Annotated in this window: 21 protein-coding genes and 2 pseudogenes; 21 read left to right on the forward strand and 2 right to left on the reverse strand. The window is 36.9% G+C overall.

Features of this window, described 5'->3' with window-relative positions:
- Positions 1–225 precede the first annotated feature (225 nt).
- The 9 genes and pseudogenes from CEF18_RS21065 to CEF18_RS26660 form a co-directional block, all read left to right on the forward strand.
- Positions 226–1,833 (forward strand): glycoside hydrolase family 43 protein, encoded by a 1,608-nt coding sequence (locus CEF18_RS21065; RefSeq protein WP_110938841.1) that lies wholly within the window; start codon positions 226–228, stop codon positions 1,831–1,833.
- Positions 1,834–2,018: 185 nt separating this feature from the next.
- Complete coding sequence (locus CEF18_RS21070; RefSeq protein ID WP_110938458.1) at positions 2,019–3,731, forward strand: sensor histidine kinase; 1,713 nt, start codon at positions 2,019–2,021, stop codon at positions 3,729–3,731.
- A 1-nt stretch (position 3,732) separates the two neighbouring features.
- On the forward strand, positions 3,733–5,115 hold the full coding sequence (locus CEF18_RS21075; RefSeq protein WP_110938459.1) for a response regulator transcription factor: 1,383 nt from the start codon (positions 3,733–3,735) through the stop codon (positions 5,113–5,115).
- 175 nt (positions 5,116–5,290) lie between these two features.
- A complete protein-coding gene (locus tag CEF18_RS21080) occupies positions 5,291–6,994 on the forward strand; it encodes an extracellular solute-binding protein (RefSeq protein WP_110938460.1) in 1,704 nt (567 codons plus the stop codon).
- A 68-nt stretch (positions 6,995–7,062) separates the two neighbouring features.
- Positions 7,063–7,953, forward strand: a complete 891-nt coding sequence (locus tag CEF18_RS21085; RefSeq protein ID WP_110938461.1) for an ABC transporter permease — start codon at positions 7,063–7,065, stop codon at positions 7,951–7,953.
- Between the two features lie 17 nt (positions 7,954–7,970).
- On the forward strand, positions 7,971–8,861 hold the full coding sequence (locus CEF18_RS21090) for a carbohydrate ABC transporter permease (RefSeq protein ID WP_110938462.1): 891 nt from the start codon (positions 7,971–7,973) through the stop codon (positions 8,859–8,861).
- A gap of 26 nt (positions 8,862–8,887) precedes the next feature.
- Positions 8,888–9,499, forward strand: coding sequence for a YesL family protein (locus CEF18_RS21095; protein WP_110938463.1), 612 nt, complete (start codon positions 8,888–8,890; stop codon positions 9,497–9,499).
- A gap of 635 nt (positions 9,500–10,134) precedes the next feature.
- Complete coding sequence (locus CEF18_RS26655) at positions 10,135–10,395, forward strand: hypothetical protein (protein WP_223292421.1); 261 nt, start codon at positions 10,135–10,137, stop codon at positions 10,393–10,395.
- Positions 10,396–10,498: 103 nt separating this feature from the next.
- A pseudogene (locus tag CEF18_RS26660) lies at positions 10,499–10,660 on the forward strand (VCBS repeat-containing protein); the annotation flags it as partial.
- Positions 10,661–11,238: 578 nt separating this feature from the next.
- Here CEF18_RS26660 and CEF18_RS21115 read toward each other — a convergent pair.
- Positions 11,239–11,700, reverse strand: coding sequence for a Panacea domain-containing protein (locus tag CEF18_RS21115; protein ID WP_110938465.1), 462 nt, complete (start codon positions 11,698–11,700; stop codon positions 11,239–11,241).
- 313 nt (positions 11,701–12,013) lie between these two features.
- Positions 12,014–12,439, reverse strand: coding sequence for a DUF2935 domain-containing protein (locus tag CEF18_RS21120; RefSeq protein ID WP_110938842.1), 426 nt, complete (start codon positions 12,437–12,439; stop codon positions 12,014–12,016).
- 254 nt (positions 12,440–12,693) lie between these two features.
- On the opposite strand from CEF18_RS21120, the gene CEF18_RS21125 reads away from it, so the two are divergent.
- The 12 genes and pseudogenes from CEF18_RS21125 (at position 12,694) to CEF18_RS21180 (ending at position 26,573) form a co-directional block, all read left to right on the forward strand.
- Positions 12,694–13,395 carry a GntR family transcriptional regulator gene (locus CEF18_RS21125; protein ID WP_110938466.1) on the forward strand — a complete coding sequence of 234 codons (702 nt, stop codon included), beginning with the start codon at positions 12,694–12,696 and terminating at the stop codon, positions 13,393–13,395.
- Positions 13,396–13,452: 57 nt separating this feature from the next.
- A pseudogene (locus CEF18_RS21130) lies at positions 13,453–14,384 on the forward strand (sugar kinase).
- A 111-nt stretch (positions 14,385–14,495) separates the two neighbouring features.
- Positions 14,496–15,548 (forward strand): TRAP transporter substrate-binding protein, encoded by a 1,053-nt coding sequence (locus CEF18_RS21135; RefSeq protein WP_110938467.1) that lies wholly within the window; start codon positions 14,496–14,498, stop codon positions 15,546–15,548.
- A 100-nt stretch (positions 15,549–15,648) separates the two neighbouring features.
- A complete protein-coding gene (locus tag CEF18_RS21140; RefSeq protein WP_110938468.1) occupies positions 15,649–16,125 on the forward strand; it encodes a TRAP transporter small permease in 477 nt (158 codons plus the stop codon).
- Positions 16,125–17,399 carry a TRAP transporter large permease gene (locus CEF18_RS21145; RefSeq protein WP_110938469.1) on the forward strand — a complete coding sequence of 425 codons (1,275 nt, stop codon included), beginning with the start codon at positions 16,125–16,127 and terminating at the stop codon, positions 17,397–17,399. Before CEF18_RS21140 ends, CEF18_RS21145 begins: the two co-directional genes overlap by 1 nt.
- Positions 17,400–17,421: 22 nt before the next feature.
- The gene (locus CEF18_RS21150) at positions 17,422–18,438 is read left to right on the forward strand and encodes a zinc-binding alcohol dehydrogenase family protein (protein ID WP_110938470.1); all 1,017 of its coding nucleotides are present in this window, start codon (positions 17,422–17,424) and stop codon (positions 18,436–18,438) included.
- 34 nt (positions 18,439–18,472) lie between these two features.
- Positions 18,473–19,123, forward strand: a complete 651-nt coding sequence (locus CEF18_RS21155) for a bifunctional 2-keto-4-hydroxyglutarate aldolase/2-keto-3-deoxy-6-phosphogluconate aldolase (protein ID WP_110938471.1) — start codon at positions 18,473–18,475, stop codon at positions 19,121–19,123.
- A gap of 36 nt (positions 19,124–19,159) precedes the next feature.
- Complete coding sequence (gene uxuA, locus CEF18_RS21160; protein WP_110938472.1) at positions 19,160–20,221, forward strand: mannonate dehydratase; 1,062 nt, start codon at positions 19,160–19,162, stop codon at positions 20,219–20,221.
- 51 nt (positions 20,222–20,272) lie between these two features.
- Positions 20,273–21,121 (forward strand): SDR family oxidoreductase, encoded by an 849-nt coding sequence (locus CEF18_RS21165; RefSeq protein ID WP_110938473.1) that lies wholly within the window; start codon positions 20,273–20,275, stop codon positions 21,119–21,121.
- Positions 21,122–22,744: 1,623 nt separating this feature from the next.
- Positions 22,745–23,458: a MerR family transcriptional regulator gene (locus CEF18_RS21170; RefSeq protein ID WP_110938474.1), complete on the forward strand. Its 714-nt coding sequence runs from the start codon at positions 22,745–22,747 to the stop codon at positions 23,456–23,458.
- Between the two features lie 519 nt (positions 23,459–23,977).
- Complete coding sequence (locus CEF18_RS26155) at positions 23,978–25,639, forward strand: hypothetical protein (protein ID WP_190238712.1); 1,662 nt, start codon at positions 23,978–23,980, stop codon at positions 25,637–25,639.
- Between the two features lie 241 nt (positions 25,640–25,880).
- Entirely contained in the window at positions 25,881–26,573 is a 693-nt protein-coding gene (locus CEF18_RS21180) for a response regulator transcription factor (RefSeq protein WP_110938475.1), read from the forward strand.
- The last annotated feature ends 88 nt before the right edge of the window (positions 26,574–26,661 follow it).

Genomic DNA, 26,661 nt, shown 5'->3' on the forward strand with positions numbered 1-26,661 from the left:
TTAGTAATCCCCCCGGACAGGCACCTCGTCCTAGCCACATTTGGAAATGAAAATGGGACAGTGTACCTGTCCCTATGTCCCACCACCTCTGTCCCAGTAGAAACAAAAGTGAAGAAACACTATTAAAAGTAAGGGTTTCCAACTATAATGTAAATCTATGTAAGTAATAGAAGGAGGTAAATTATTTGAAAAATTAAAAAACATATGAAGGAAGGGAGCAAAAAAATGAAAATAGAAAATCCGATACTAAAAGGATTTCACCCAGACCCATCGATTGTTAGGGTGGGAGAAGATTACTTTATAGTAACTTCTACCTTCGAATGGTGGCCTGGAGTTAGGTTACATCGTTCAAAAGATCTGAAAAATTGGGAGATTCTACCTTATCCATTAAATAGAAAGTCTCAATTGGACTTGACAGGGGTAGGAGATTCTCAAGGAATTTGGGCTCCATGTTTGACATATGATAATGGAATTTTTTATTTAGTGTACACGGTTGTAACGTCTTTTTATTGTAATATGCAAGATACAAAGAATTTTCTTGTTATGGCAGAAAGTGTTGAAGGAACGTGGTCGGAGCCGATTGCTTTGAATAACTTTGGATTTGATCCGTCTTTGTTTCATGATACTGATGGAAGGAAATATATCATCAGTATGGTTACAGATCATCGAGTTCCGCAAAAATACGGCGGGAGGCTGTTGTTACAGGAATATGATCCTAAACAACAAAAAATGGTTGGTGAACTAAAAGATATCTATCAAGGTGAACATGGTTATTTGGAAGGACCTCATATTTATAGGCGTGGAGAATTTTATTATTTGTTTGCTGCGGAAAGAGGAACAGGCGAGGAGCATGGACAAGTAATATTGCGTTCTCAAAGCATCTGGGGACCTTATGAATCTTATGAGAATAATAATTCGATATTAACTTCAAGGAACAATCCTGAACATAACATACAAAAAGCAGGTCATGCTGATCTGGTACAAGCAGCTGATGGCGATTGGTATATGGTTCATTTATGTGGAAGACCTTTAAACGTAAAGAATCCAGATAACCATAAGAAACTTCCTGCAAAAAGAAGATATACTCTTGGCAGAGAAACAGCCTTACAGAAAGTATATTGGACTGAAGATGGATGGCTTCGTTTATCAAATGGTACAAGTCTTCCTGAGGTAGTTGTTGAGCTGGACAATAAGGAACAGCCAATCGAAAGAAAATCTACAATTGATGATTTTGACAAAACGGAATTAGATTTAGAATTTCAGAGCTTACGCAATCCATTAACGGAAGAGAATTATTCGCTAACTGAAAGACCAGGATACCTTCGTCTATATGGAAGAGATGGTTTATCCTCGAGATTTAACCAAAGCTTAATTGCAAGAAGATGGACAGAATTTGAATTTGAAGCAGAAACGAAGATTGAGTTTATACCTAAGAATTTTAAACAGATGGCAGGTTTAGTTTGCCTTTATGATGTTGAAAATTTTTATTACTTACATGTCACATTTGATGAAGATCTTGGTCGATGTATAAGTATAATTAAGAGTGAGAACCGAAAAATTGAATATCCAATAAAATTCATACCGGTCAGAGGAAATGAAATATATTTAAAAGTAATCGTTGACCATCATAAACTACAATTCTTATACTCCATTGATAGACAAAGATATAAAAAGGTAGGACCAGAAATGGATGCTAGCATCTTATCGGACGAGGCATGTGACCAGGGCTGGTTTAAGGGTGCAATGGTAGGAATATGCTGTCAGGATATGGCGGGGAGTGCGATCGAAGCCGACTTTGACTGGTTTAAATATCAGGTACCATTTCACAAGTAAAAATTTTTAAAGATCTAGTCAATTCTTCGATTTACTTCACCCAATAAAGTCATGCCATCTCCAAAAGATGGCACAGTTCTTCCTAACCTAGAAGCAAAACATATTGTCTCGACGCTATATGGAATTGATTCCTGTTTTGTTATATAAAAACGTTTTTATAGTCTGAGGTGATCAAAATAAAAAGAATGATATATAAATTTAATGAAATTAGCTTGAAACGCAGGATAGCCATAGTATTTGGAGTAAGTACTATTATCCCTCTTTTATTTACAGTTATTTTCTCATACTTTACTATGTCTTCTATTTTGACTAATAAATTACATTCTAGTTTTAGTAGCAATTTAAATCAAATAAGATTAACCCTTGAAAATACAATTGATGATATGAATTATGTGTCACAACAAGTGGATTTTTCGGATAATATTAATTACTCGCTTCTAACCTATTTAGAATTAGAGGATTCTTTTGAAAAAGCAAGTGTGTATGATGAGATTAAAAATGAACTAAATACGATTACATTTAGTAATCCAAATATTGGATTATCGTTAATTTATATTGAAGATGACGAAGAGTATCTGTTTAATAGTCACTGGACAAAAGATGAGTTTCAATTGAGAAACGATCCGCTCTTAATAAAAGGATATAAAATTGACAATTTTGGGCCACATCTAAGTTTGGAAAGATTTAATAGTAAGTTTGTGCTTTCAACAGTTAGGGAGCTATCTATTAATTACTCTAAAGATGTCTATTTATATATAGAATCAAACTTAGACCTTACAAAGAATATATTAGAATCAGATAATGTTATCAATGATACGAGCTATATTATTTTGGATCAAAATAATAGGATAATTTATTCAGAGAAACAAGATACTTTTTCCGTTAATCAGAGATTTCCGGACGATTCAGAGCATAATTATGGAACGAAAGATGGGTATTATTGGTTTAAAGAATCTACCGAACGTGGATGGAGTATCGTATCACTAATATCCATTTCACAGTACAATCTGGAAATGAATCAATGGATTATGACGATGATTTACTTTGTGTTCTTATTTATTTTTATAAGTATAGTAGTTGGTCTGTTATTATGGAAAACATTATATAAACCGTTAAATCAATTTAAAAGTGAAATTAAACTAATGGGAGATAACAACTTCCACTCGGAAATTGTTCAAACTTCGATTCCGGAGTTTGTGCAGTTAACCAATCAATTTAGAAGTATGCGAACACAAATTGCAACGTTGATCATAGAAATTGAACAAAAAGAAATAAAACGAGCTGACTTAGAAATTGAAAAATTAATGCATCAAATTAATCCTCATTTTTTAATGAATACGTTAGATACTGCCAGATGGCTAGCCGTTTCTGGAGAGAAAGAGGAAGTAATTCACTTACTGTCTTCACTAAATAAAATTTTGTACTATAATATGGGGAAACTTGGGCACCTTTCTACGTTGAAAGAAGAATTGGAAAGTGTAGAACAGTATTTGAGAATGCAACAAATCAGATACGATTTCACTTATAAAATCGAGACTTTTATAAGTGAACAACAGATCCATACACCTGTCCCTAGATTTATTCTTCAACCAGTAGTAGAAAATTCTATTTATCACGGATTAGTGGATGAAGGAGAGATTGAAGTAAGTATCCGTCTAGGGAAGAATGATTTTATAATAGAAGTTAAAGATGATGGGCGAGGTATGACGGAAGAAAAAATTCAACAGATATTGCATACAGATTTAATCGAAGAAAAGAAGCAAGGGATGGGTATAGGTTTAAATTATGTAAAAAGGATTTTGGAACGGACATACGGTAATGCTGATAGGATTAAAATAAAAAGTGAAACAAATAAAGGAACTCGTGTGCTTATATTTATACCATATTGGGGGGAATAAGATGATCCGAGTTTTATTAGTAGAAGATGACAAATTGGTACGAAAGAACTTGATTGCATCTTTTAATTGGGAAGCTTTTGATATGGAAGTTATCGGCGATGCTAAACACGGGGAACAGGCTTTAGATTTTTTAGAAAAGCAAGAAGTAGATTTAATTATAACGGACTTAGCGATGCCGATAATGTCAGGAACTGAATTGATTCGTAAGGTTAAGGAACTATATTCGAAGGTGTATATTGTTGTCCTATCGTTACATCGTGAATTTGACTATATCCAGGAAGCAATGCGCCTAGGGGCGATTGATTATATTGCAAAAGTAGAACTTGATAGTGATAATATGGATAAAACTTTACAGAGAATTCAAGACAGAATTAAGAATGATTCAAATACTATATCATCAATTGGTATAAATGATCAAACTGGTATTCGCAAAGGAAATATATTAATAACGGATCAAGATATCGATAAATATCAAAGAGCGTTGTATCAGCTGGAAAGCATCGAAAACTTGAATATTTTTGGATTAAACAGTATGTATTTTGAGGGGAATTTGCCAATTGAAGAGCAGCTATCTGCATTAATCAGTCCTAATGAACAAGTATTGTTAGTAGAAATTGTAAGTGATCACCTAATTAAATGGGAAGAACTGGATAATTTCTTCAGAAGATATAAAGACTCTATTTTGTTCTATGAAGTAGAGAAAAGAGGTGAGTTGAACACCTTTGTTTTAAATTATAACGACTTTCTTATACAGAAATCTTCCGAAGAGGCAATAAAAAAACAAAAGGAAGAGCTAATCTCTTTAAGATGGTGCCATAGTAATGAACTATTAACTCAAACCTTAGAGGATCTGAAAGCATTAAAACTAACAAAAAACAAACTGTATGAATTAATCCTTTTAACCATGCATGAATGCAGACGTATTTATGCAGACATTCTGGAAATTGACATTTTTTCACCTATAAACCTTGATACGTGGGTGGTATTAGAAAATTGGTTTAAAGAAACGAAAGAAGAAATTAATAAGAAGCTTTTTCATACATCATTATCAGATGACACCACGGCTAGTGTGTTAATGGCAATTCAAATTATTGAAAAAAAACTAAATACGTCGATTACTGCAAATGAAATTTCTAAGGATGTGAATATGAGTAGAAGTTATTTTTCTACTTGTTTTAAGCACGTTATAGGAAATACATTTAATGAATATGTGAGAATTGCTCGCATTAGAAAGGCGAAAAACTATTTATTATATACAAATGAAAAGGTGTCTATCATTGCTGAAAAGGTTGGCTATGTAGATGTTAAGTACTTTAGTAAAGTATTTAAGAAATCAACAGGTTCTCTACCCAGCCAATTCAGGAGAAATAAAGTAAGGGTATGAAAATGTTCTGTGAAAGTAAGATATATGTTCTTTATGTGTAATCGTTAACAATAATTATCAGAAAAATGAAACATTTAACTCCGTGAAATTGAGGACACCCACCCCATTGTATGCGCTTTCATTGGTGCTATTATTGATATAGTACTAATACTTCTAAAAGAAGAGAGGGTTTAACATGAAATTAAAAGGGAAATTTGTTGCATTCGTCGTATTATTATTGCTCTTACTACTAGCAGCTTGCTCGAGTGAGACTGCTAGTAATGATGATTCAGAGGAAAACGGAACAGAAGAACCGAGCAATGATGGGAAAGATGCAGATCCGTTTGGTGCGTATGAAGAAGCAATAACTATCTCGATTGGTCAAGAGGTTGATCCAACAGATACATCGTTAACGGATGGAGATACACCGCTAGATAATAAGTATACGCGTCACGTGAAAGAGATGTTGAATATTGATGTAGAACATGCATTTACAGCTTCACCTTCAAACTACGATCAAAAGGTAAGTTTAGCAATTGCAAGTAATGATATACCAGATGCAATGGTAGTAGGACCTATAGAACTGCGTCAAATGGTTGAGGCCGATCAATTAGCAGACTTAACAGGAGTCTTTGAAAACTATGCATCTCCAGCAATAAAAGAAATAATAGAAAGCACAGGTGGCGTAGCACTTGATAGTGTCACATTTGATGGAAAGATAATGGCGATTCCAAATGCACAAGCTAGTGCAGACGGTGTCCATAATCTGTGGATAAGAAAAGATTGGTTAGATAAGCTAGGTCTTGAACCGCCTAAAACGGTGGAAGAATTACAAGAGGTAGCAAGAGCGTTTGTAGAAGAAGATCCTGACGGAAATGGTGAGGATGATACGATTGGCATAGCAGGACCAGATGCTAGCAATAAATTATATGCCAACTTCTTAGAGTCTTCCAATAATTTGTATGGTTTTGATGGAATTTTCTCTGCGTTACATTCTTACCCAGGTTACTGGTTAGAAGATGATGGTGAACCTGTGTATGGATCTATTTTGCCGGAAACAAAAGAAGCGTTAGGGACACTAAGAGATATGTATGCGGAGGGACTAATCGATAGAGAGATGGGTGTACGTGAGGATTCTGCAGAATCTGTTATTAGTGGTAAGACCGGTATCTTTTCTGGTCCTTTCTGGATGCCTTATGGTCCAATAACAGATGCTATTAGGCAAAATCCAGATGCGAACTGGCAGTCCTATGCCGCGCCTTTAGATGCAAATGGCGATTATACACCGCATTTAATGACTCCAACAAATTCTTATGTAGTAGTAAGAAAAGGATATGAGCACCCAGAAGCAGCTATGAAAATATTGAATAATTTAGTTGCCCATGAATCTGAACATGATGCTATGGAAGGTGGAGGCGGTCCTGGTTACTATCCAATAAGACTTGTGTATGCACCAGCTGATGAGATGGAAGTAACTACAGTCGCTTTACGAGAAGTATTAGATGGTACGAAACAACCTGAAGATTTTTATGATATGCCATCGTATAAATTAATTCATACAGACGTGGACACGATCTTTGATGCGAAGCTAGAACCGTACGATAACATGAATATCGAATATTGGAATATCGATTCTAATCACTTCACACGTGCGTATTCAGCTCTAGTTGGTACAGCGCCGTTAGTAGACTCTGAAATCAAAGGAGTAAAAAGTCTAATCTATTATCAAACAGATACAATGGAAAGTCGCTGGGTCAACTTGAAAAAATTAGAAGATGAAACATTCCTTAAAATTATAACAGGAGCTGCACCATTAGATACATTTGATCAATTCGTAGAAGATTGGAAGCAACAGGGAGGAGATCAAATTACAGAAGAAGTAGCAGAATCAGTAAATTAATAAAAAGGCGTCGAAGCTCTTCGGCGCCTTTCTAGTAATAAACGACTGAGCAAAAGGGAGAGTTTATTATGAAATTTAAAGGCTTTGCCAAACACTACTATTTGATGATGGCTCCTGGTCTTGTTTGGTTATTTATATTTAGCATTATCCCTATGTTTGGGATCATTATAGCTTTTCAAGATTTTAATCCTGGTAGAGGCGTATTTGGATCTGAATTTATTGGATTAGATACATTTAGGTATATGTTCCAATTAAATGATACACCGATCATCTTCTTTAATACTATTTTCATTGCGGTTATGAAAATAGTAGGTAATTTAATTGTTCCGTTAGTATTTGCGTTAATGTTAAATGAAATAAGATATGTGAGATTCAAACGTTCGATTCAAACTATCGTTTATTTGCCTCACTTTTTATCTTGGGTAATCCTTGGTGGTGTTTTATTAGATATTTTTGCTTATCAAGGTCCGATTAATGGATTATTAGGAATATTTGGTATTGAACCAATTCTATTTTTTGGTAAAGCAGAATTATTTCCTTATTTAGTAGTGGGAAGTGATATTTGGAAAGAGTTTGGTTTTAATACGATCATTTATTTAGCTGCTTTAACTGGGGTTAACCCAGCGTTATATGAAGCTTCAGGAATAGATGGTGCATCCAGAATGCGGATGCTTTGGCACGTGACACTTCCTGGTATTCGAACAACAGCTGTCTTATTAGCTGTATTAGGTTTGGGAAATGTTCTTAATGCAGGCTTTGACCAGATTTTTAACCTATATAACCCTCTCGTTTACTCAACGGGAGATATTATTGATACGTGGGTATATCGTACAGGTCTCCTTAATCTTCAATATGAATTAGCAACCGCAGTTGGATTATTGAAATCAGTAGCAGGTTTTATGTTAATTAGCTTGTCTTATTATTTAGCATATAAGTTAACGGACTATAGGATCTTTTAAGGAAGGGGGATTTTGCAATGATTAAAAGTAAATCTTTATCTTCAAGAATTTTCGATATCATAATCATCGTTGTTCTATGTGCCGTTGCATTTACATGTATCTTACCATTATGGTATACATTGGCTGTATCTTTTAGCTCAAAATCAGCGGCGGCGGCGGGAATTATTTCTTTATGGCCAGTTGATTTTAACCTGACGTCCTATCAACAATTACTTTCAGATACGCAATTTTTTAAATCATTCTGGATTTCTATTCAGCGGGTAGTTTTGGGCGCAGGATTGAACTTTATTGTGGTACCTTTAATGGCATATCCTCTTTCAAAATCTGTAAAAGATTTCAGGGGACGTAATGTAATAATGTGGACGGTTATATTTACAATGTTATTTAATGGTGGTCTAATTCCTCTTTATCTCACTGTACAACAACTTAATCTAATGAATAGTGTTTGGGCTCTTGTTCTAGTTGGTGGTGCGCAAACAATTGTTTTCAATATTATCTTAACAATCAACTTTTTCCGTAATCTACCTAAATCATTAGAGGAAGCGGCATTGGTTGATGGTGCAGGACCATGGTATATCTTATTTAAGTTATATATACCCCTATCTATTCCTGTGTTGGCAACAGTTTCATTATTCAGTATCGTTTATCACTGGAATGAATTTTTATATGGGCTTATTTTTATGACAAGAGAAGAGTTTTATCCTCTTCAAACGTATATTCAACAATTAGTAGTTTCTGTAGACCCATCTGTGATGACAGAGGATCAATATAAAAGGTTGAGTGAGATGTCCAATAAAACGCTGGATGCTGCCAAAATATTTATTGCGATGATTCCTGTGTTAGTAGTATATCCATTTTTACAGCGTTACTTTATTCATGGTATTACGCTTGGTTCAGTTAAAGAATAGAAAAGCTAAGAGAGGTGTAATAAGGGATGGAATCATTTGCTATAGAAAGAATTTATCGAGTTGCAGATATGATTACCCGGATAGCATATATTAATCTATTAATGATTGTTTTCACCTTAATAGGGTTCGTTGTGTTTGGCTTTTTTCCCGCCATTATTGCTGGTTTCTGGATCTTCAGAAAATGGTTTAACGGATATAGTGATATAGCGATCACGAAGAATTTTTGGAAAGTATACAAGCAAGAATTTTTTAAAAGCAATTTATTGGGACTTATCATCCTTTTTATCGGGAGCATATTGTTTATTAATCTATCTATTGCAGAGGTAATTCAGAACGAATGGATTCGTCTCACTTATTATCCGCTTTTACTCATATCTATCTTATTTGTGGCAACGCTCATCTATTTATTACCAATGTATGTACAATTTAAAATGAAAATTGGTTCGCTCTTTAAAAATGCATTTTTGTGTTTGTTTGTGAATCCATTTGTCACCATTATCTTACTTGCACTCGTTACCCTTATCTATTTACTATTTACTATAATACCTGGCTTGATTCCGTTTTTTGGATTTAGTTTATTTTTATTGGTGATGATGAAAGGATCATTAATTGTATTTGATAGAGTTGTTGTATCCTGACGCGTGTGTCAATACCCGAATTTTGTCGAATAAAACTATGGTATAGATATAGCAATAATTAGAAAACAGCCATGCGTGAAGAACTTTTCACGCATGGCTGTTTGTTTGTAAAGCTGTGTTTAGGTAGCATTCTCGAATTCAGATGAAATTAACCATTTTGTAAGCCTATATGTAAAATCACAATATCCCGTTTTGTGTGCTCAGCTGGCAATTAAGGTGAGTCATCTATCTATCAATTGAATTGTGTTCATTGGTGCTTCTTATCGTCTCTAAAAACAGCTTTTTAACGAGGCAGGGGACGGTTCTCTGCTTCATTTTCACGGCTTAAGTAATGGTGATAGTCGCTGGTTTTTATAAGGTTATCGGTACAACAGTAAAGGAATACGTAGCAACCTCGCCATGCGTGAAGAAGAACGCTTTACGCATGGCGGGGGTAGTTCTTTACACTTCAAAACGAATACTCAAGCGAACTTTCCCCTTATAAACCTTTTTTCTAAGAGTATAGCATACTAGCAAGGTTCGTTTATGGGGTTTCAAAAGAAAAGGCTTACACGGGTTTGCTTGGTCTTGACTCCGCGAAGAACTGGATGCAAGGCTTGGTAAGAATCGAGCGATTGGATGAGGGGGCGTTGCAGGTGGAAAGTCAGTGGATGGAAACTAAAAAGATGTTTGGAAAAGAGGCTTCTGAACATTTTGAAGTTGTGGAACTACATGAATCAGATAAAATTGTATTTCGCTGCGATGGAACAAAAGGAACAACAGGCAAAGGTGAATTTTTGTTAATATACATAATCGCATCGTCAGGTGGTCAGTCGGAAGTTACTTTAGATGGTGAGATCAGAGGACTCACTGGCTTATCGAAATTATTTAGGAAAACTGGTGGCAGGGACTTTTAAAAAAGCTTGTGCAAAAGATTTGGATGCGTTAAAAGCTATTTAGAGAAGTGATTACTGGTTTAGGATTACAGATGAGAGTAATCTGAACTTATTACGATCAAAAGTTGATTTTAACAGGGACGGCACATATGAGCTCGAAGCGTATCAGAGTATAGCTGGAAGATACACGTTGCCTCTCGGATTTGTAGAGACCATACTGAAATGGAACGGGCAAGTATTTGGTCCTGACCGGCAGAATATGGCTATCTTTGGTGGGGAAATTTGATGTACTCGTGCCTGGTGTGTGAAATAATAAATGTCGAATAAGGAAGGATGATTGAATGAGAAGGTAAAAAAAACCAGCGATCATTTGTTATTCACTATCTAGAGGTAAGCAGGGAATCTTATCTTCCACTTTAAAAATTAATTACCAAACCCTTCTATGTAGGTACAAGTTCTAGTGTAATTCCATTGATTATTTAACTCGAGAATTTTTTGAAACAATTCATAATCTATTTCATATAGATTACATATAGGAGATTCTAGTCTGATATTCTTAGAATGAATCCAGCTAGTCTTGTGACTGCGAAGATAGCATTGTTTAGTTAAATTGTACAATTTAATAGTATTAGAATCTATATGTATATCGTAGTTTATGTCAGGTTTAAAACTGCAAATCTCGCTAAAAGGTAAAATCTCGTAATCAATGTTTAATGGATTATGAAATGTATCCTCACAACCAATTATAAGTACAGGTCTGGCCTTAACGTCCATTGAACCTGTCCTAGTGTTATAGAATTTTTCTAAAGCCTTAACTATATTACCTACGTTCTTCCTAGGGTCCATAACCTAACACACCTCAAATCAACAAAGAGACTCTGAATCATTTTCAATTTCTTCTTCTTGAATATCAAATAGAATATCTTCCTTATTCATAATATTTTGACCTGGGTCATCTTCAGACAAGTTTGTCCTTGAACGTTTATAAGCAAAATCATCATGGCTCTTATTTCTTAATACACCTGCAGAGTGTTTTCCATATTCGTGTACTACTTCCCTGATGGTATATTCTTCGTTAAGATCTAAAGAATCAATATCGAACTCATGAAGTGATTTAAAAGCATTTCTTACTTTCTTATTAACTGGACCGTGAATCCATCCCTCAAAGTCATCATCGAATAACCATTGACCGAAATTTCTATAATGCTCTTTTTGGGCGAAATAAAGTAATTTGTGCATTTTCATTTCAGTTAAATCATCTTCTTGGAAAACTTTCTGATAAAGATGGTGGATGGCAGCGGCAATATCAATTATATTTTTGGTCATGCTTCGCTCACCTTCCTTCTTAGTATTTGATACTAATACTATACCCTGTTTTGGGTATTGTATAGCACTGGCTAGAAATTCAGACTATAGTTTAATACAATCACGTCTTTAGTAAGTTAATAATGGATACATCGACTCTCTTCTTATGTAATCTTATAATATTTCAAAGAGTAATACAAGAACAAATGTTCGGTAATTGTAACGAGGTTGTAGAACTTTATTATTGTTGCTTGAGACCGATAATAGTCTTCTGTAGAAAACGATTTAGGTTAGCCTCCCACAGAGACCGATCGGTAATTCTTCCAAACAACCTTCACTGCTGATACAAAATCGTCTGTCCAACTCCAATAAAATATTCTGATTCCACAATAATATGGTTCAAAACCACTTTGGCTGTTGGATTGGTACGGATAGGTTCACTTTCTTCCATAATAGTCCGGCAAAACTGAATAAATTGTTCACTCTGCTGTAAGCAAAAGGAGGTAAGCTGTAAAATATCCTGATAGAGTTGCTGAGAAACTTGTCCCCCCGAACGGTTGAGCGTTTCAATATATCTTATTACTTGGTGGTGAGCCTTTGCGAATTCTTTTTCCCATTCCTTTAATGCCTCTACATATTCCTGTTCCAGATTAACGACAAGTTCTCTAATAACTACCGTATGTTCCTCTTCTTGATGTTTCCAAAACTCAGCCTCATCAAGAACACGCAGGGGCATCTGATTCCCATAATAAAACTGCATAATCAATCCTCCATCCTCTTTAACTCTCACACTCCATTCATACATATTTCCAAGAAGATTCATTAGAACCTTTTTTTTGGAAGCATAGAACCGTCCCTATGTTTCCACTTGGACTCTTGTATTCTATTAATGTTCCTTTATATAAACTTACCAGAAAAGTCTAAAAAAATAATTGACAACGCTTTCAATATATACTAGTATACAAGTATGGAAGCGAACGAATTTTACTTCGTTTCATAATCTGGAGGTAAAAAATGACGGTTATTGATTTTTCAAATAAAAAAAGCACCTCGATGGGAACAAAAGTATATGAATTTCTGAAAAAAGAAATTGTCAGTTTAAATATGCTACCAGGTAAATCAATTAGTGAAAATGAAATAGCTGAAAGTTTACAAGTAAGTCGAACGCCTGTGAGAGAAGCCTTCTTAAAACTTTCTCAAGAAGATTTAATAACGGTGTATCCTCAGAAAGGGTCGATCGTTTCATTAATTGATTTGGATCATTTAGAGGAAACTAGATTTATGAGGGAGCATTTAGAAGTAGCTACGTCACTGCTAGCATGTGAGCTATTTAATGAAGAAAGTTTTCAGCGCATTACAGCTAACCTAGAAAAACAAGAAAAGTGTATTAGTGAAAAAAAGTATAAAGAGTTCTTTGATTTGGATGATGATTTTCATTCCATAATTTTTACAGGGTGTAACAAAACACGAATTTGGAATGTGCTGCAAAATATGATGAGTATTAATTTCAATCGAATAAGATTTTTAAGTGTATCGGAAGAATTAAATACGGATTTAGTTATCGCTCAACACCATGAGATTGCAAATGCTATTCGTGCAGAAGACAAGGTGCGTGTCGAGAAAGTTGTCCGTGAACATTTAAATTTAGTTGTCATTGATAGACAAGAGTTAAATAAAAAGTACCCGGATTTTTTTAAAGTGGTTCATCCGATTTAATCGTTTTTATGATAGGAGTGAAGCAATGTGAAAGATGTCATTACAATAGGCGATGCAATGATTACGTTTAATCCTGGTTCAACGGGACCCATGAGGTTTGTTTAATCGTTTGAACGAAAAGTTGTTGGCGGAGCAGAGTTAAATTTTGCGATTGGCTGCGCGATACTCGGTTTACAGACTGGTTGGATTAGCAGGCTTGGAAATGATGAGTTCGGTAAACATATTTTCAACTTTGTCCGTGGAGAGGGAATTGATGTTTCAGAAGTGAAGTTAGTCGATGGTTTTCCGACCTCTTTAAATTTTAAAGAAATTATGGACGGTGGAGAAGGAAGCATATTTTACTATCGTTCTCAGTCACCAACGGTTAACATTATCGCCCGATAGCATTAAAAGTATCTATTTTGAAAGCGCTAAATTACTTCATATTACAGGTGTTTTTCCAGATATTGATGAAAAAAGCATTGAGATTATTCATGCGGCTATTTCAGAAGCTAAAAAACAGGGGGTGCTCATTTCGTTTGATCCAAACATTCGTTTAAAAATGTGGACGAAAGAAAGAGCGAAAGAAGTATTAAGTATTACTTCAGTTTTTGCCTCACGTGGATATTTTGTTAACAGGGTTAGAAGAAGCAGAGCTCTTACTTGGAACGAATGAACCAAAAGAAATCATTAGTGAATGTAAGAAGTTAGGAATTGCTTATACCGCCATTAAACTTGGTGATAAAGGAGCCATTGGCTATCATGACGGGGAGTACATAGAGGCTGCTCCAATTGTGCCAAAAAAGGTTGTTGATACTGTCGGAGCGGGAGATGGCTTTGATGCAGGTTTTATCTACGGTGTCTTAAATAATTGGCCGTTAGAGAGAACATTAAAGTTTGCTAATACGATTGGCTCCATGGTTGTAAGTATTAAGGGTGATAATGAAGGGCTGCCGTATTTGGAGGATGTTCTTATCAAATTAGGCGAAAAAGAATTTATTGATAGATAAACATGATTATCAAAGCAGAATTATTCAAGGGAGGTGATTGAACGTACTGAAAGTTAGTCGGTTTCCAAAAAGCTAGTCAACTAAGGATCTACTATATAAGGGGGATTTAGAATGAGAAAATTTAAAATTTTACCAGTCATTTTTTCAGCAATGTTTGTTATGTCAGCGTGTGGATCTGATGAATCTTCATCAGATACGGAAAATGGAAATAACGATTCAGCTAATGAAACTAACGATTCAGGTCAGGAAGCAGCAGGTGAGACGATTACTTGGAAATTCGGACATGTGGCTGCTGAAGATCACATATGGCATAAAACAGCTGAGAAATTCAGTGAGTTGGTAAGTGAAAATACAGATGGTCAAATTGAAATTGAACTCTATCCTAACAACCAATTAGGTGGAGAAACAGATACAATCAACAGTATTAAAGCAGGTTCGGCGGACTTAGTTATTTCCGGAGAAACCATGGCAAACTGGTCTCCTAAAGCAGCACTAATGGCAGTACCTTACGCTTTTAGAGGGGAAGATCACTTAGTAGAAGTGATTGAAGGTGACATCGGTCAGCAAATTGAAGATGAGATCGTTGAAGAAGTTGGTTTAACACCACTTTACTACCATACACGTGCACCACGTAACTTAACGTCAAACGAACCAATCTCGACACCTGAAGATTTAGAAGATTTTAGTATGCGTGTACCAAACGTTCCATTGTTCTTAAGTGTTTGGGAAGCAGCGGGTGCAAGACCGCAAGTTATGGACTTTACCGAGGTGTTTACTGGATTACAACAAGGTGTTATCGATGGTCAAGAAAACCCGCTGGATTTAATTCATAGTGCTGGTTTTGCCGAAGTACAAGATTATGTGAATGAAACAGAACACGTTTACTCTTGGATTTATATTTTGGTAGGAAATGAACAGTTCGATGGTTTATCTGATGAGTTAAAAGAAGGCGTTTTAGAGGCTTCTGAAGAGGCTCAAGTTTACGGTAAAGAACTATTTGATGCAGAATTTGAGAACTATCGTGCAGAGTTAACGGAACAAGGAATGAACTTCAATAGTGATGTTGATCAAGATGCATTCCGTGAAGCCATGCTACCTGCTATTAAAGAGAACTTATCTGAAGAACAGTATTCTCTTTACGAACAAATCTTGGAAGTAGAATAGTCATACTTAAAATCTAGAAGGTACACCGCTTACTATCAAAAAAACGAACAATCATGAAGTGAGTGGTGTACCTAATTTACTGGTAAAGGATTGAAGTAAAGTGAGGAGTACAAAACTATTAGACCGCACCTTGGAAATAGCTACAATACTATGTTTTACAGGATTAATCATTGTGGTTATTATCCAAATTGCTTCCCGCTATTTACCACAGACTTTTGTTTGGACGGAAGAGTTATCGCGTTTCCTATTTTTATATTCGGTTTCCTTTGGTGCTCCGTTGGCATTAAAAGACAAAGAATTTATTAATGTAGATCTATTACTTAATTATCTTCCTAAAAGAGCAAGAGAAATTTATGAGGGATTCATCTATTTGACCATTGTTTTATTTAGTGCCGTCGTTGCGTTTTGGGGATATAAGTTTATCGGAATTGGGCGTGGCCAATCATCAGCGACAATGGCATTTGACATGTCCATCATTCATGCGTGTATTTTTATTACGATGTTCTTCATTGGAATTTATGCATTACTCCATACGATCAACTATTTTAAGGGGCACGAAAAAGGGAGTGAATCCTAATGCTAGCACTTTTACTGTTTGTTTCGTTTATCATATTAATCTTTTTAGGAATTCCAATTGCTTTTAGTTTAGGCATCTCTTCGCTCTTCTACTTGTTCATGGCGGATATTTCTTTATCAATTATTCCACAAAGAATGTTTGGTGGATTAAACTCTTTTGTTCTTCTGTGTATTCCGGGCTTTATTTTGGCAGGGAATTTAATGAATGCAGGGGGAATTACGGAGAAGATTATTGAGTTTACCAATAATGTTGTAGGGCATATCCGTGGCGGGTTAGGACTTGCAAATGTGGGATCTTCCATGGGGTTTGCGGGTATATCCGGTACAGCTCTAGCGGATACAGCGAGTATTGGATCGGTTTTAATTCCAGCCATGAAAAAACAAGGCTATGACGCTGACTTCTCTGCAGCTGTTACATCATCATCATCAACCATTGGTCCCATTATTCCACCTTCATTGCCATTAATTATTGTTGGTACGTTAGCAAGTGTCTCCATTGGAGATCTCTTTTTAGCCGGGGCCATTCCTGGATTGATTTTAGGTATTGGTTTGATGATCGCCGTCTACATTATTTCGGTTAAGCGAAATTATCCAAAAGGAGAAAAACAAAAGTTATCCGTCATTGGAAAATCATTTATTGATGCTTTTTGGGCGTTAATGATGACTGTAGTCATTTTGTACGGAATCTTGGGCGGTTATTTTACACCAACAGAAGCTTCTATTGTTGCGGTTGTTTATGCGTTAATAGTCGGTTTATTTGTGTATAGGGGTCTTAAAGTAAGTGCAATTCCATCTATTTTATTGAGTTCCATGAAGAGCACAGCTTCGATTATGATTTTAGTTGGTTTGGCAAATTTATTCGGATGGATTTTAGTGAGTGAAAAAATTCCTCAACTAGTGGCAGAAGGGATCTTAAGTATTTCGGATAACAAGGTCGTTGTCATCTTACTTATTATTTTACTGTTGCTGTTTGTCGGTACCTTCATGGAAACGATCGCAGCACTTGTCATCTTGTTCCCAGTACTTTTACCTGTAGCACAAACAGTAGGAATGGATCCTGTCCATTTTGGGGTAGTGATGGTTCTTGGTCTCATTATTGGACTTTCAACGCCTCCAGTCGGAGTTTGCCTGTTTGTTGCATCCAGTATCGGGAAGGTATCGGTAGGAAAGACGTCTATTGCTCTTATACCATTCTTATCAGTTAGTATTATTGTGTTATTGTTAGTTGCTTTTATACCACAATTAACGCTTTATTTACCGAGTTTATTAGACTAAATACGAAAGGACTGAGTGTTTCATGAAAGCTGTTCAAGTTACAGGAGCACATGAGCTTGCCATTATTGAAAAAGAGAAACCAGTCATATCAGAAGCAAACCAAGTATTAGTAAAAGTAAAAATGGTCGGTATTTGCGGCTCGGATATGCATATTTACCATGGTACTAACCCATTAGCAACGCTGCCAAGAATTATTGGGCATGAGGTCACTGGTCAAGTAGAAGAAATTGGCGCTGATGTGACGGGCCTTGCTGTTGGAGATAAAGTAGTCATTGAACCCATCGAATCATGCGGGAAATGCTATGCATGTCGTACGGGAAGAACCAATGTCTGCAGCAAGTTAGAAGTATATGGCGTTCATCTAGAAGGCGGAATGCAAGAATACGTAGCGATGCCAGATTACTTAGTTCATAAAGTGAGTCAGGATTTAGATTGGAAAGAGTCTGTATTAGTTGAGCCATTTACGATTGGGGCACAGGCGACTTGGCGTGGAAATGTGAAAAAGGGAGACACTGTATTAATTACGGGGGCTGGTCCAATAGGTCTTTGTTGTTTAAAAATGGCGAAGGCAAAAGGAGCCACTTGTATCATTACAGATTTAAGTGACGATCGTCTCGAGTTTGCGAAATCTTGGGGGGGAGATGTCACGATAAATGCCATAAAGGAAGATGTAAAAGAACAAGTTTTCGATCTCACAAACGGTGAAGGGGCGAATATCGTCATCGACGCTGTTTGTATCCCGAAAACTCTTGAAGATGCTATTGAAATTGTTTCTCCTGCTGGATATGTTGTTGTCCTTGGGTTTGATGAAAAGCCTTCAAGCATTCCACAATTGCCGATAACAAAGAAGGAAATTACGATCGTTGGCTCGCGATTACAAACAAACAAGTTTCCGGAAGTGATTCAACTATTCAATGAAAAGACGTTTGGAATAGAAGATATGGTGACACATCAATTCCCGGTAGAAAAGATTAAAGAAGCGATCTCATTAATTGAAAATTCTCCTAATGACATCCGCAAAGTTGTGATCACATTTTAAAGATGAATACTGAGATTGAGGTGTTATCAATACTATGATTCAAAAATCAAAGATTATAATGGAAATAGTAGAGTCAGGCGTCGTGGCAGTTATCCGCACAGAAAGTGAAGAGAAAGCGATCCAAATTTCTAGTGCTAGTATGAAAGGTGGAATTAGATCGATTGAAGTAACATTAACCGTGCCGGGAGCCGCAGATGTTATTTCGATGTTGACGAAAAAGCCTGAGTTTAAAAACTTACTAGTTGGTGCCGGCAGCGTTTTAGATAGTGAGACAGCACGGATTGCGATACTTGCCGGTGCTAAATATATTGTAAGTCCTTGTTTTGATCAAGGGACAGCCATCCTTTGTAATCGATACCAAATTCCTTACATGCCGGGTTGTATGACGGTAACTGAAATGAAAACGGCGATGGAGTACGGGGCAGAAATCGTAAAAATGTTCCCTGGAAATCATTTCTCACCATCCATCGTGAAGTCCATTAAAGGACCTCTTCCGCAAGTGTCGATTATGCCAACAGGCGGGGTTAATCTTGAAAATGCAAAAGAGTGGATCAAAAGTGGAGCAGTTGCTGTCGGAATTGGCAGTGATTTAGCCGCACCTGCTAAAAAAGGAAACTATGAAGAAGTCACATCTTTAGCTAAACAATATTGTGATCTCGTTAAAGAAGCAAGAGCAGAAATGTAATACTACTAGATAAATAATGGTATGGAGTGGATGTTTATGAAAATGGTTTTTAGATGGTTCGGGGAAGGGAACGATAGTGTTTCTTTAAAACACATAGGGCAGATTCCGGGCGTAGAAGGTGTAGTATGGGCGCTTCATGATGTCCCTGTTGGAGAAGAATGGCCAATGGATAAAATTTCAGAAGTGAAAAAGCAAGCTAATAAGCATGATCTTCATATTGATGTTGTGGAAAGTGTAAATGTTCATGAAGATATTAAGCTTGGTTTGCCTACAAGGGACTTATACATTGAAAACTATAAAAAAACGATCGAGAAATTAGCGAAGGTGGGCGTTAAGGTCATCTGTTATAATTTTATGCCTGTTTTTGACTGGTTGCGAACGGATCTGTTTAAAGAGCTTGAAGATGGTTCTACGGCACTTTTTTATGAAGGATCGAAAATCAAAGATATTGATCCAATGGAGTTAGTCAAAAAAATAGGTGAAGACTCTGAATTAACGATGCCTGGCTGGGAGCCTGAAAGACTTTCCCATTTGGCTAAGTTATTTGACGCTTACAAAGATGTGACAACAGAAGATTTATGGGATAACTTAAAATACTTCTTAGATGAAATTATTCCAGTTGCAGAAAAACATGATATTAAAATGGGGATTCACCCAGATGATCCGCCATATCCGGTTTTCGGTTTGCCACGTATCATTATTAACCGAGAAAACATTCAACGATTTTTAAGTCTTGTTGATAACCCATACAACGGTTTAACACTATGCAGCGGTTCTTTAGGAGCCAATCCGAATAATGACATCGGAGCAATGGTTCGTGAATTTGCAGATCGCATTGCTTTTGCTCATATCCGCAATGTTCGAGTATATGAAAATGGTGACTTTATCGAGACATCCCACAGAACTCAGGATGGCACAGTCGATATTTATGACATCGTCAAAGCGTATCATGAGAATGACTTTAAAGGATATGTGAGACCGGATCATGGAAGACATATTTGGGACGAAAAATGCCGACCTGGATATGGGTTAAATGACCGTGCGCTAGGAATCATGTATATGTGGGGAATTTGGGATTCTCTTGAAAGACAGAAGTGAGTGTGAAGACTTATTTCAAAAATAGGGAATTTATGAAGGGAGTGTTGGGTTATGTTAACACTAAATGAAAATCTTAAAGGAAAAGTAGCCGTAATTACTGGAGGAAGTGGTGTCCTCTGCAGTGCGATGGCAAAGGAACTGGCCAGACAGGGAGTGAAGGTTGCCATTCTTAATCGAACGGAAGAAAAAGGGAAAGAAGTGGAACAAAGCATTAGAGAAGCTGGAGGAGAAGCTTTAGCGATTTCTTGTGATGTTCTGGATATTGCAAGTATCAAAAAAGCCGAACAAATCGTCACAGATACATTTGGTGTTTGTGACATTTTAATCAATGGAGCCGGCGGAAACCACCCAGATGGAATTACGACAAATGAAATCTTCCAACAAGAAGATGTGGAAAAAGAGGACGTCTCTACTTTCTTTGATTTAAAGAGTGAAGGATTTGGGCATGTTTTTAACTTGAACATTTTAGGAACGGTAAACCCAACACAAATCTTTTTAAAGAAAATGATTCAAAAAGAAAATGTGGTTGTCATCAATATGTCATCAATGAGTGCCCCGTCCCCAATGACAAAGGTCCCTGCCTACAGTGCGGCAAAAGCTGCTATTGATAATTTTACAAAGTGGTTAGCCGTTCATATGGCTCAAACCGGGGTACGCGTAAATGCCATCGCTCCAGGCTTCTTCCTCACAGATCAAAACCGAAATCTATTAACAAATGAAGACGGTTCACACACCGAAAGAGCAAATAAGATTATTACACATACACCGATGAGAAGATTTGGTGATCCCGAAGATTTACTTGGAACATTATTATGGTTAGTCGACAACAACATGTCTGGCTTTGTAACAGGCGTAACCATCCCTGTTGACGGCGGATTTATGGCATATTCAGGTGTATAAGGAAGCATAGGTGTGAAGAAGCATAGGGACGGTTCTGTGCCTCATTTTAAAAGTTTGAGTAATGGTGTTACCAGATGGTTATCGGAAAATTTTAAATAGTAAACCTCGCCATGCGTGAAGAATAGCCCTTACACATAGCGAGGTTTGGTTAGTTAAAGAAAAGATTGTGATAGCGTGCATATGCATTTATCGCAGTATGGTTTTTATGAAGTGTGGGGTGAAAGGAAGGGACTAGACATTGATTGCTAGTCCCTGTCTCTTTCCCGAAGTTTAGTAGATTTTGTCGTCGACGTTAAAAGTGAAGCAGAGAACCGTCCCGAAGCTTCCTCATCCAATTCTTCTATTGAGTCATTTGTCTGTCTCATTATGGGTATATCCCTCATTAATCTTGTCCATTTATAAATACATTTTGACTGTAAAAGGTTGAGATAACTCCCTAGATGACTAACTCCGTATTCTCACGCTGTTCAACCGTTTCACCTTTTTTCCTTGAATGGATTCGTATTTCTAACTATTTCATTAATCCACGCCAAAATTGTACCCACATTCGATCAAATCGCTGCAGTTGCAAGAACAAACCGTCCAAATGCCTTTATACAAAACTATTGTTTGGAAGATGCAGACTCCACAGAGCGTTAGTTCGCTAGAGGAGTCTTGCGAATCGTCCATGGAAAGAGAGCGGTATTTTCCCCAAACAACCTTCGATGATAACAAATAAAAACACTGAATTAGAGATAACAGATGAAAAGCTTGTTAAAAACTGCATGACTATTTTTCTAATCTTGATAACTATGGAAAGGGATCATTCTCTTCACTTGAGATTCCATCATATCGGTAGGCGATATAGCTTTATAGATTGGTCCGAAAGGCTTCATATCACATAAGAATGTGAAATCGCCATGCGATATATCAAGTGCAACAAAATTATCGAGATAGCTATCGTATACCTAGACAATAATGGTATACTTAATAGACAATTAGTGAGGAATTACCTCATGATTTCCCGGGAAATGTCGTTTTAGAAGGGCTCTAATTAGGTGGAATTGGGTGTAGTGCGCTTTTCTTTTTATGAAGTAACTCTCGTACCCATAGGGTCTTCTTCTATGTGTATCCCACAAATCATGGCCTCAGCTGTTCGAGGTTTTCCTGTATTGTATCGGTAGGCGATACAATACAGGAAAACTAGCGCAAAGTGAGCGATATGTGAATGGGCATAGGTTTATCTGAGAGGGTGGCAATTGGCATACCTTCGTTCTAACCGTGATCGTAGCGTTACGCAATATGTACAAGTTTTTGGACGATACAATTTAGCGTAGGACCTTCTGTAAATAGAGGGAGTGGAAGAATCTATTGAAAGAGTAATTGCGATACATAGAATCCCACACATAGAAATTAATGGGCGATATACATAAGCGATATACATCTAAAAGAGATTACAATTTGAAGTCGCAGCAGGCGGCATGCATGGTGAAGAAAGCATGGGAAAGTGTAATAAAACAAAGCCATTTCAATAGATCGACTCTAGAAATGGATGGTCATGTTTATCATATCGCGGGGCGATACACTAGCAATTTTCACCATAAAAAACCTAGATATTTATTAGATTAGTAAAGGAGAGACGATATGCGACATGATATACAACCAAATGAACGGTCTTTTTCTACAAAGGAAGTGGCAGAGAAAGTGGGGATTGCAACTCCCACGGTTCGAAAGTATGGCCAAATCCTAGAGCGAAACGGCTATGAATTTTTTAAAGATGCAGATCGGCGTATCTTTGTTCAATCAGACATCGAAGCACTTATAGCGTTACGCGATACGGACAGGCCTTTGGACGATACAGCAAAAGATCTTATGGAGCAACAAAAAGAAAGATTAGAAGACTCCAATCAAACATCCCCAGCTGTATCGGCACCCGATACATATGCTAATCTACCGAATGATCCCAACCAATTAAAAGAGTTCTTACAGTATCTAGCAAATGAACTGGCGGCGACTCGTGATATGAATAACCAACTGACAAACAGTATGTCTGAATTAAAAACAACGGTTTCCCGGCTTCAACAGGACCACCATGTGATCAGTTCTGTTATAGGGAATTCTGCACAAAAAACGAATGCTAAAATAGAAAAGTTAACGGAACAACAAAGAACCGAGTTCGATACATTGCTTGAACAAGAAAAACAAAAAAGTGAATTCTTACAAAAAGAATTACAAATGATGCGGGACGAACAGCAAAGAGAATGGCGTTCACAAAACGAGTTTAATAAACGTTTAGAGGGTGCGGTACAAAAACCTAAAGGAGTTTTGGAGGGGCTATTTTCCAAACTGCGCAAATAGGCTGGAATCATGGAAGTTTTCTGTTTTAAATTAACTCATCCTGAATGGGTGGAAGAATCGTTTGTTATAAACATAGTAATTAATAGAAAGCCGCCATGCGTGAAGAAGGTCACTTCGCGCATGGCGGCTGTTTGTTTATGGCTGTGTATAGTATAGAAATCTTCCTCGCTCTCATTAGTAAAAAAATATCGTTACACAGATCGATAATGATAGAGTGTGAGGAATGATACTTATTAAACCAAAAGAATAGAGTGGAATCCAAGAAAATATAACTTTGCTGTAAATGGACGGGAGTAATATCTTTCCTTTTCAACGTTTATCGTAATTTAGTCATAATTTTTCTTATTCTGATAATAGTTTGATCATATTTTTCATTTACACTAAATTTGTACCTCACAAAGAGGGCAATGCAAAATGTTCAAAGGAGGTCGTTTTGAAGTTCCCCCAAAGAACTAAATAATCATTACTTATAAGGTTTGGGTGTAAAAAAAATTACTTATTTTCAAGGAGGACTACAAAATGGTAGTAAAACGTAATCTTAATACTGAAAAGAAAGTATCAAAACGACAGAGTCGAAAAGTACCGTTTGTGTTATCAACGTCTATGTTAGCTGCAACATTTTTGGTTGCGGGAACAACGGTATCCGCAGATGAACATAATGGAGAAGATGTAAAACACGGTGAAATTGTATCTGAAGTGGCCCAAGCTCTTCCAGGCTCACCTGAAAAAGGGCAGATCATGAGTTCAATTGCTCAAGGCGATTATGAGCTAGCGAATGAAATTTTAAGTGACTTAATTGATGAAAGTGAAAATTTAGATGAAGAAGATTTTGAAGACTTAATTCCAGAAGACGGAACAGAAGATGGAGCAGCAGAACAAGACGCAACAGAAGATGAAGCAGCAGAAGAAGACGCAACAGAAGATGAAGCAGCAGAAGAAGACGCAACAGAAGATGAAGCAGCAGAAGAAGACGCAACAGAAGATGAAGCAGCAGAAGAAGACGCAACAGAAGATGAAGCAGCAGAAGAAGACGGAACAGAAGATGGAGCAGCAGAAGAAGACGGAACAGAAGATGGAGCAGCAGAAGAAGACGGAACAGAAGATGGAGCAGCAGAAGAAGAAGCAACAGAAGATGAAGCAGAAGAAGAAGAAGGAACAGAAGATGAAGCAGTAGAAGAAGAAGGAACAGAAGATGAAGCAGTAGAAGAAGAAGGAACAGAAGATGAAGCAGTAGAAGAAGAAGGAACAGAAGATGAAGCAGTAGAAGAAGAAGGAACAGAAGAAGAAGCAACAGAGGATGAAGGAACAGAAGAAGAAGCAACAGAGGATGAAGCAACAGAAGATGAAGCAGCAGAAGAAGAAGGAACAGAAGATGAAGCAGCAGAAGAAGAAGCAACAGAAGATGGAGCAGTAGAAGAAGAAGCACCAGAAGAAGAAGGAACAGAAGATGAAGCAGCAGAAGAAGAAGCAACAGAAGATGGAGCAGTAGAAGAAGAAGCAGCAGAAGAAGAAGCGACAGAAGAAGAAGTAGCAGAAGAAGAGGCAGCAGAAGAAGACGCAACAGAGGATGAAGTAGCAGAAGAAGAAGCACCAGAAGAAGAAGCGCTAGCAGAAACAGAGCAGCAATTAGATGCCCAACACGATGAAATTGTTGAGGAAATAACAGACCGTTATCAATCAATCTTTGATAGAAATGAAGCACTATTAGATTATCAAGATCTCTATATAGAGGATCAATTGGTATCGATCGGTGTGATAGATGAAACGGAAGATGCAGAGGCTCTTGAAGAAGAAATTGCTCTAATCACTGAAGATGTAGAAGAGAATCTTGATGAAGGTGCAGATGGAAATAGTCAAGATATCCAAGCAGAAGGCAATGCAGAGGTTCAGGCTGGTGCAGAAGCTGAAGTCGTAACAAATGAAAATGGTGCAGTAGAATCTGACGAAACAACAGATGAGAATGCTACTGTTGCTGTAATTGACGCAGACGCTAACGCAGACGCAGAAGCCAATACAGAAATTCAAGCTGATGAAGAAGCTGAATCAGACCAGCTAGTGGAAGGTGAAAATGATCAGCAGGTTCAGCAGGAAGGTTCTACGTTCGGACCTTTTCTACAGCTGACTAATGCTTATGAGAAAGTTAAGAACTCTTATACTAATTTCATCTCTTCATTGAAATAACTGATATTGTATAAGAACTCTGGTGAACATTCACCAGAGTTCTTATCTGTAATAAGACAAACTTTATACTTTGACTTGAGCATAAAAGACCTAAAAAATTGATTGCTACGTGTTTTCTTAATGAATCTATCGTCTCTTGATAAGTGAATCAGGACAATGCTACTTTGAATAGAGGACTTAGTAAAAACTGGTTCCAAAACTTTTTAAACAATTTTGTTAATTTACTAGAGGAGTGCGTAATATGTTTAAAGTTTTAGTCGCAGATGATGAAGATTCAATTCGTGAAATTTTAAAGTACTCTCTTAATAAGAATGGTATGGAAGTATGTGAAGCGCGTACAGGTAAAGAAGTGTTAGAAAGCCTTCGATCCTTTTCGGCTGATTTTATCATTCTTGACATTATGATGCCTGAAATGGATGGCTATGAAGTGTGCAGAGAGTTAAGAAAAACGTCCGAAGTCCCAATCCTTATGGTAACGGCTAAAGGAGAAGAGTACGATCGTGTTCTCGGTTTAGAATTAGGTGCAGATGATTATATGATCAAACCATTCAGTCCGAGAGAATTAATTGCACGTATGAAAGCAATCTACAGAAGAATAGATTCTGGACACCCTATCAAAGTTGAAAATGAGCAAGAAGCTTACACTAATGGGGATTTAAAAATACACATTAAACACCGTAAAGTCACTGTAAAAAAAGAAGTTATTATTTTTAAGCCAAGGGAATTTGATTTACTGGCCTATCTAGCCAAATCACCTGGACAAGTCTTCACAAGAGAAGCCCTGTTGCATCATGTGTGGGGGTATGACTTTATTGGGGACATCCGTACGGTCGATGTGCATGTAAAAAAAATTCGTGAAAAACTTAAAGAGAAGAAATCTGATGTGTTGCAAACAGTATGGGGAGTGGGATACAAATTTGAACCTAAGTTGTAAGACGAGAGGAGGCACTGTTCCCCTGCTTCTTCTTACTAATAAGTATAATAAATATTTTTTTAGAATAAGTCATATACAACGTTTTACC

Source organism: Salipaludibacillus neizhouensis, from assembly GCF_002886185.1.
Taxonomy (GTDB): Bacteria; Bacillota; Bacilli; order Bacillales; family Salisediminibacteriaceae; genus Salipaludibacillus; species Salipaludibacillus neizhouensis.

Coding starts and splice junctions, on each gene's coding strand:
- CEF18_RS21135 (WP_110938467.1), top strand. CDS start 14,496: ATGAGAAAATTTAAAATTTTACCAGTCATTTTTTCAGCAATGTTTGTT.
- uxuA (WP_110938472.1), top strand. CDS start 19,160: ATGAAAATGGTTTTTAGATGGTTCGGGGAAGGGAACGATAGTGTTTCT.
- CEF18_RS26155 (WP_190238712.1), top strand. CDS start 23,978: ATGGTAGTAAAACGTAATCTTAATACTGAAAAGAAAGTATCAAAACGA.
- CEF18_RS21145 (WP_110938469.1), top strand. CDS start 16,125: ATGCTAGCACTTTTACTGTTTGTTTCGTTTATCATATTAATCTTTTTA.
- CEF18_RS21090 (WP_110938462.1), top strand. CDS start 7,971: ATGATTAAAAGTAAATCTTTATCTTCAAGAATTTTCGATATCATAATC.
- CEF18_RS21095 (WP_110938463.1), top strand. CDS start 8,888: ATGGAATCATTTGCTATAGAAAGAATTTATCGAGTTGCAGATATGATT.
- CEF18_RS21150 (WP_110938470.1), top strand. CDS start 17,422: ATGAAAGCTGTTCAAGTTACAGGAGCACATGAGCTTGCCATTATTGAA.
- CEF18_RS21120 (WP_110938842.1), bottom strand. CDS start 12,439: ATGCAGTTTTATTATGGGAATCAGATGCCCCTGCGTGTTCTTGATGAG.
- CEF18_RS21165 (WP_110938473.1), top strand. CDS start 20,273: ATGTTAACACTAAATGAAAATCTTAAAGGAAAAGTAGCCGTAATTACT.
- CEF18_RS21070 (WP_110938458.1), top strand. CDS start 2,019: ATGATATATAAATTTAATGAAATTAGCTTGAAACGCAGGATAGCCATA.
- CEF18_RS21085 (WP_110938461.1), top strand. CDS start 7,063: ATGAAATTTAAAGGCTTTGCCAAACACTACTATTTGATGATGGCTCCT.
- CEF18_RS21065 (WP_110938841.1), top strand. CDS start 226: ATGAAAATAGAAAATCCGATACTAAAAGGATTTCACCCAGACCCATCG.
- CEF18_RS21075 (WP_110938459.1), top strand. CDS start 3,733: ATGATCCGAGTTTTATTAGTAGAAGATGACAAATTGGTACGAAAGAAC.
- CEF18_RS21180 (WP_110938475.1), top strand. CDS start 25,881: ATGTTTAAAGTTTTAGTCGCAGATGATGAAGATTCAATTCGTGAAATT.
- CEF18_RS21115 (WP_110938465.1), bottom strand. CDS start 11,700: ATGACCAAAAATATAATTGATATTGCCGCTGCCATCCACCATCTTTAT.
- CEF18_RS21155 (WP_110938471.1), top strand. CDS start 18,473: ATGATTCAAAAATCAAAGATTATAATGGAAATAGTAGAGTCAGGCGTC.
- CEF18_RS21125 (WP_110938466.1), top strand. CDS start 12,694: ATGACGGTTATTGATTTTTCAAATAAAAAAAGCACCTCGATGGGAACA.
- CEF18_RS21080 (WP_110938460.1), top strand. CDS start 5,291: ATGAAATTAAAAGGGAAATTTGTTGCATTCGTCGTATTATTATTGCTC.
- CEF18_RS21170 (WP_110938474.1), top strand. CDS start 22,745: ATGCGACATGATATACAACCAAATGAACGGTCTTTTTCTACAAAGGAA.